The organism is Paraburkholderia sp., from assembly GCF_026225065.1.
GTDB lineage: Bacteria > Pseudomonadota > Gammaproteobacteria > Burkholderiales > Burkholderiaceae > Paraburkholderia.
Genome location: NZ_JAMFSB010000067.1, coordinates 1 through 7,190, shown reverse-complemented (window position 1 = coordinate 7,190; position 7,190 = coordinate 1). Strand labels below are relative to the sequence as shown.

At 61.9% G+C, this 7,190-nt stretch carries 4 protein-coding genes and 1 pseudogene; all 5 read right to left on the bottom strand.

The window, feature by feature from the left end; all coding sequences use genetic code 11:
* Positions 1 to 1,568, bottom strand: a pseudogene (locus tag M0954_RS05235) (fimbrial protein FimV); the annotation flags it as partial.
* Positions 1,569 to 1,707: 139 nt separating this feature from the next.
* Positions 1,708 to 2,829, bottom strand: a complete 1,122-nt coding sequence (gene asd, locus M0954_RS05230) for an aspartate-semialdehyde dehydrogenase (protein WP_122157619.1) — start codon at positions 2,827 to 2,829, stop codon at positions 1,708 to 1,710.
* A gap of 392 nt (positions 2,830 to 3,221) precedes the next feature.
* Positions 3,222 to 4,289 carry a 3-isopropylmalate dehydrogenase gene (leuB, locus tag M0954_RS05225; RefSeq protein WP_122157618.1) on the bottom strand — a complete coding sequence of 356 codons (1,068 nt, stop codon included), beginning with the start codon at positions 4,287 to 4,289 and terminating at the stop codon, positions 3,222 to 3,224.
* A 63-nt stretch (positions 4,290 to 4,352) separates the two neighbouring features.
* Positions 4,353 to 5,003, bottom strand: coding sequence for a 3-isopropylmalate dehydratase small subunit (gene leuD, locus M0954_RS05220; protein WP_123386841.1), 651 nt, complete (start codon positions 5,001 to 5,003; stop codon positions 4,353 to 4,355).
* A gap of 82 nt (positions 5,004 to 5,085) precedes the next feature.
* A complete protein-coding gene (leuC, locus tag M0954_RS05215) occupies positions 5,086 to 6,495 on the bottom strand; it encodes a 3-isopropylmalate dehydratase large subunit (protein WP_122157616.1) in 1,410 nt (469 codons plus the stop codon).
* Positions 6,496 to 7,190 lie beyond the last annotated feature (695 nt).

Here is a 7,190-nt window from a genome sequence, read left to right as displayed (position 1 = left end):
GCGTCATGCCCGGCCGGTTCGTACGCCGCTGTTTCGCTCTCTGCTGCGTTCTGTGCTGCGGCCTCGTGCTCTTCCACTTCGCGCGCGACCGCTCCTTCATGGGGTGCCGCGTCATGAGCCGCTGCTTCGCGCTCTGCGGCCTGCTGGGCTGCTGCCTCCCTCTCCGCCAATTCACGTGCTGCCGCTTCTTCACGTGCAGCCGCTTCTTCGGGCGCCGCGGCCTCGTGAGTTGCTTCTTCGCGTACCGCGTACTCGCCGGCAACCGCTGGGTCAGACGTACCAATCTCATCACGCGGCGCGAAGTTATCCCGCGCCAGCAGAGTCTCCGGCCCCGCCACGGTTTCAGTTTCAGGCACGCCAGCAGCCTCCGCCGCCGTCACGCCACTCTTACGCCGACGCATCCCAAGCGCGGCCAGCAGAGCGACCGCCGCAGCGCCAATTGCAGCGGCAAACCCGAGGTTCACCGGAGACAAATCGAAGTTGCCACTCTGGGTGTGCGAACTCCCCACAGCGCCGGTACTCTGCCCATGCGTCTCGCTGGCAGCAACCGCCGGACCGCTCGCAACCGTGGCCGGACCGTTCGCCTGAGCAGGCTGCGCTGGCTTGCCGCCGATGCCATGCTTTTGCAACTCCATCAGCACCCGGCTTTTTAGCGCGAGCAACTGCTGCAGACTGGAAACCTGCGTCGGCGCCTGCAGGGCCTGCGGGGCGGAGGAAGGCGTAACCGGCAGCGTCGCAGACGCCGCGGAGGCGACCGACGCACCGGTCGCCGGCTGGATCGCGCCCGTCCAGACATGCGCACCGACCGCTTGCGAGGCAGACGGCGCGGCGGCTGCCGACGAAACGCCAGCAGGTGCCGAAGCGGCGCCGGACATCGCCCCGGAGGCGGCCATAGCGGCCTCACTGCCGGCCGACGGCGCGCTAGTGCCGGCACCGGTGGTTACCGAACTCGCCCGAACCGGCGCACTTGCGGGTCCAGCGACGGCCGGAGCAGCCTGCACGGCAGCACTCGCGGCGTTCGCCTGCGCGCTGGCAGGCTGCGACGCAGCGCCAAGCGCAGTACTTGCCCCAATTGCCGTCGCCGCTGTAGCGGCTGAAGGCGCCGCCGACGGCGAGCTCGCCGCAACAGCGGAACTTGCAACCGCCCCCGACGGTGCCGACGCACCGGCAGCATCCGAAGCCACGATCGCCGCGCCCGTCGCATCCAGCGCCGGAATCGTCAAAACGGACCCCAGTCGCAGCCGGCTCGGGTCGTGCGACATAAACGCGTTCGGATTCGCGTCGAACAAGGCCTTCGAGGCGCGCGCCAAGGTCGCTCGGTCGTGCGACTGTGTAGCCGCCACAGCCACATCATTGAGCGATTGCCCCGGGTGAATCGCGTACTGGCTGCCGGCGGCGAGCGGCACGGAAGCAGCGGCTGGCGCGCTTGCCGCGTCGGCAGTCGCTGCCTGAGCGTCGGTGCCCCCCCCTGCCATGCCGCCCAGCCCGAAGGCCAAGGTGGCCGCGGCGGCGAACTGGCATACACGGCTGCACGCGATAGCGCGAAGGGAAGCGTGTCGGACGGTCATCTGGACCACGGGCGCGTCAGCGCTCTGCCCTTGTTTGCGGTTGGATTGAGACAAGATTTTGGGAGCACACCAATGAAAAAAGCGCCGCGCGAGCGCGACGCTTTTTGAGTTTTTACGCGTCGTAGCCGCGTAGTTTACTTTACTTGTCGAGCAGAATGCGCAGCATCCTGCGCAGCGGCTCTGCGGCACCCCACAAGAGCTGGTCGCCAACCGTGAAAGCCGACAGATATTCGCCGCCCATCGCCAGCTTGCGCAGACGCCCGACCGGCACAGTCAGCGTGCCCGTGACCACCGCTGGCGACAGATCGCGGATCGACGCTTCGCGCTCGTTCGGCACAACCTTAACCCAGTCGTTAGCCGAGGCGAGGATGCTGCTGACCTCGTCGAGCGGCACGTCCTTCTTCAGCTTGATCGTCAAAGCCTGCGAGTGGCAGCGCATGGCGCCGATGCGCACGCACAAACCGTCCACCGGGATCGAACCCGGCGTACCCATAGCCGGCTTGCCGAGGATCTTGTTGGTTTCCGCGCCGCCCTTCCACTCTTCCTTGGACATGCCGTTTCCGAGGTCCTTGTCGATCCACGGGATCAGCGAACCGGCGAGCGGCACGCCGAAATGTTCAGTCGGCATGCGGTCGCTATTCATCGCGGCCAGCACGCGGCGATCGATGTCCAGAATCGCCGACGACGGATCCGCCAGGTCTTCCTTGGCCGAGCCATACAGTGTGCCCATCTGCTGCAGCAATTCGCGCATGTTCTGGGCGCCCGCGCCCGATGCGGCCTGATACGTCATGGCCGTCATCCAGTCGATGAGGTTTTCGCGGAACAGGCCGCCCAGCGCCATCAGCATCAGGCTGACCGTACAGTTGCCACCGATAAAATTCTTCTGGCCCTTCACCAGCGCGTTCTTGATCACGTCGAGGTTGACCGGATCGAGAATGATGACCGCGTCGTCCTTCATGCGCAGCGATGAAGCCGCGTCGATCCAGTAACCGTTCCAACCGGCTGCGCGCAGTTTCGGGAACACGTCGTTGGTATAGTCGCCGCCCTGGCAGGAGATGATGGCGTCGCACTTCTTCAGGTCGTCGATGCTCGAGGCATCTTTGAGCTTGGTCTCGTTTTTAGCGAACGACGGCGCGTTGCCGCCCGCGTTGCTGGTGCTGAAAAACACCGGTTCGATCAGATCGAAATCGCCTTCCTGCTGCATACGCTGCATCAGGACGCTGCCGACCATGCCGCGCCAACCTACGAGACCTACGTTCATGACACTTACCCTTCGAGTGGAGGCTTCCCCGCATCTTTGCCCGCAGTGACCGCGCGGGGAAGATGGGCGGGCACGACGGACGATCAGCGAATCGTGATCGTTTTCGGGGTAATTGCTTTAATCAGCGTTTTGACGCTAATGGCGAGCTCAACCACACGGGCCGTTTTGCCGTGGTGATTAGAAATCGAGGTGATTTGGAGAGCCTTAGCCATTTCTACAGTCTACACGAAAACCGGATTTGAGCGGCCTGATTCGCCGCTTTTGCGCGCGAATGGCCCGAATTTCGGGCCATTCGCGCGTGAGTGCGTGTCGGACTTACGACATCGTCACTACGCCTTTACAGGCGACGAAACGTTCGCGGCCCGGTTTAAACACAACTCAAACAACCGCGCTCAAAGCGCGGCGACGACGGCATCGCCCATCGCCGCGGTGCCGACCTGCTGGCAACCCGGCGTCAGGATATCGCCCGTGCGCAAGCCCTGCTCCAGCACCTTCTTCACGGCAGCTTCGATGCGGTCAGCCTGCTCGGCCTTGTTCAACGAGTAACGCAGCATCATCGCAGCGGACAGGATGGTGGCCAGCGGATTCGCCACGCCCTTGCCGGCGATATCCGGCGCTGAACCGTGCGACGGCTCGTACAAACCCTTGTTGTTCTTGTCGAGCGAGGCCGACGGCAGCATGCCGATCGAACCCGTCAACATCGCGGCTTCATCGGAGAGGATGTCGCCAAACATGTTGCCCGTGACGATCACGTCGAACGACTTCGGCGCCTTCACCAATTGCATGGCCGCGTTGTCGACGTACATGTGCGACAGTTCGACATCTGCGTATTCCTTCGAGACATCGATCATGATGTCCCTCCAGAATTGCGACGTTTCGAGCACGTTGGCCTTGTCGACCGAAGTCAGTTTCTTGCCGCGCTTTTGCGCCGCCTGGAAGGCAACGTGCGCAATGCGGCGCACTTCCGGCTCCGAATAACGCATGGTGTCGAAGCCTTCCTTCGCGCCGGCGAACGGACCGTCCGGTGCTTCACGTACGCCGCGCGGCGCACCGAAGTAAATGTCGCCATTCAGTTCGCGCACGATCAGGATGTCGAGGCCCGAAACGATCTCTTCCTTCAGCGACGACGCCCCCGTCAGTTGCGGATAGCAGATCGCCGGACGGAAGTTCGCGAACAGTTGCAGATGCTTGCGCAGACCCAGGATGGCCTGCTCCGGACGCAGCGCGCGTTCGAGCTTGTCGTACTTCCAGTCGCCTACGGCGCCGAACAGGATCGCATCGGCTTCCTTCGCGAGCGCGAGCGTCGAATCGGGCAGCGGGTGGCCCTTGGCTTCGTAACCCGCGCCGCCAACCGGCGCTTCTTCAAGCTCGAACTTTTCGCCGAGTACGTTCAGAACCTTGACGGCTTCCTTGACGATTTCCGGACCAATGCCATCACCGGGCAACACTGCGATCTTCATGCGAATTTCCTTGATTGTTCTCTTTTAAACCTGGGCGATGACGTCTCGAACTCAGGCACGCGCTTAGCCGACGATACGGTGGCCAAGCCACGGCTGCTTCGTCAGACGCTCTGCTTCGAACTGACGAATCTTGTCCGCGTGACGTAGCGTGAGGCCAATGTCATCGAAACCGTTCAGCAGGCAGTACTTGCGAAACCCGGCAACTTCGAACGGGTACTCAGTGCCGTCGCCGATGCGCACGGTCTGAGCTTCGAGGTCGATGGTCAGCTCGAAGCCGTTGAACGCGTAGGTTTCGCTGAACAGGTGATCGACCTGCTGCTCGGTCAGCGCGATCGGCAGCAGACCATTCTTGAAGCAGTTGTTGTAGAAGATGTCCGCGAAGCTCGGCGCGATGATCGCTCGAAAGCCGTATTGCTGCAGCGCCCACGGTGCGTGCTCACGCGAGCTGCCGCAGCCGAAGTTCTTGCGCGCCACCAGGATCGACGCGCCTTGATAGCGTGGCTGGTTCAGCACGAAATCGGGATTCAACGGACGCGTCGAATTGTCCTGACCCGGCTCGCCGTGATCGAGGTAACGCCATTCGTCGAAGGCGTTCGGACCGAAGCCCGTGCGCTTGATCGACTTCAGGAACTGCTTCGGAATGATCGCGTCCGTGTCGACGTTCTCGCGATCCAACGGCGCCACGACGCCGGTATGTACGATGAATTTATCCATGGCCCATCACCCATCAAAGTAGAGACCGGCGGCTGCGACACTAAACGCGCCGCCGGTGGAATCGAAACCGAATCGCGCCGGCTTAACCGAGCTTGCGAATATCGACGAAGTGACCTTCGATGGCAGCAGCAGCAGCCATGGCCGGGCTCACGAGGTGGGTACGCCCACCCGCGCCCTGACGGCCTTCGAAGTTGCGATTCGAAGTGGACGCGCAACGCTCGCCCGGATCCAGCCGGTCCGCGTTCATGGCGAGACACATCGAACAGCCCGGCTCGCGCCACTCGAAACCTGCGTCCGTGAACACCTTGTCCAGCCCTTCACGTTCGGCTTGCGCCTTCACCAGACCCGAGCCCGGCACGACCATCGCGAGACGGATGCTCGGCGCGACGCGGCGGCCCAGTTTGCGCACGACATACGCTGCGGCGCGCAAGTCTTCGATACGCGCGTTGGTGCACGAGCCGATGAAGATCTTGTCCGGCTTGATCGATTCGATCGGCAGGTTCGGTTCGAGCGCCATGTACTTCAACGCGCGTTCCATGGCATCGCGCTTGACCGGATCTTTCTCGCGTTCCGGATCCGGCACGCGGCCGTCGATTGCGGTCACCATTTCCGGCGACGTACCCCATGTGACTTGTGGCACGATTTCCGCAGCATTCAGTTCGACAACGCGATCGAACGTCGCACCGTCATCTGACTTGAACTGCTTCCAGTATTCGACCGCGTGATCCCATTCGACACCTTCCGGCGAGAACGGACGGCCCTTCAGATATTCGACAGTGGTGTCGTCGACGGCGACCATGCCAGCGCGCGCGCCTCCTTCGATCGCCATATTGCAGACCGTCATGCGGCCTTCCATAGTCAGCGCGCGGATCGTCGAACCGCCGAACTCGATGGCATAGCCCGTGCCGCCTGCCGTGCCGATCTTGCCGATGATCGCGAGCACGATGTCCTTCGCCGTACAACCGCGCGGCAGTTGCCCCTCGACCTTCACCAGCATGTTCTTGCTCTTTTTCTGCAAGAGCGTTTGCGTGGCCAGCACGTGCTCGACTTCCGAAGTGCCGATGCCGTGCGCGAGCGCGCCGAACGCGCCGTGCGTGGACGTATGCGAGTCGCCGCAGACGATCGTCATGCCCGGCAGCGTAGCGCCCTGTTCCGGCCCGATGATGTGCACGATGCCCTGGCGCAGGTCGTTCATCTTGAACTGCGTTATGCCGTAGGAATCGCAATTCGTATCGAGCGTGTCGACTTGCAGCTTCGACACCGGATCAGCGATACCATGGCTACGGTCCGTAGTAGGCACGTTGTGGTCGGACACTGCCAGATTCGCGCTGATGCGCCACACGGGGCGCTGCGCCAGTTTCAGGCCTTCAAACGCCTGTGGACTGGTGACCTCGTGCAGCAGGTGGCGGTCGATATAAAGAATCGTCGTACCGTCTTCTTCCGTGTGGATCACGTGTGTGTTCCACAATTTGTCGTAAAGAGTCTGTGCCATGGTATGCGGGGGTAGTGATGACTGCGGGCAAGCTGCGTGTGCGATTGATTATGCCACGCTGATCTGCGATTTGGCCCACAAAATCGGGGGAAAACCGATAAAAAACAGGGAGTTGGGTAGTAGTGGCGATACCTGTATCGTTGGCACCCGGCAAGCGGAGTCCGGTGACGAAAAGGGACAATGGCGCGTCTTCACGCCCTCGTGCAATGGTTCAGCGCGTTCATTTTGAAGCTGAGTTCAAAGACCCACCGCTTGTGTGCGTACTACCTGGTTGTCACGCTGGTCCGCTTGATCTCTCCCAACTGGTCGCGCGCGAAACTCGCCAGCCAGTCCTTCTGCACTGCTCGGAAGATGGCGATTCGGTTCGACAACTTTAATCCGTTGTTGGGGTGAGCACCTAATATGGAGTGCCCGCAGTGCAGCAGACGAGCCTTGCTTCGTTCGATCACACCACGCTGTCATATCGCCCACGCTGGCAACACAATCTTTCGAGACGCGATTCTCCAATACTCCACATCTCGCAACAAGTCACGCTGCAGCCGCGTTACGTGGCAAGGGGGACACACTTGCCATGGGCGCACGGTTTAACGCGCAGTTCCACCGGCACGTCGGCGTTCGTGCATTCAAGTTCGGAACCAGTGATGCGGGTTATCGATCGTCCTCTTGGTCAAATCTAAAAGTACTCTTGTTAATAG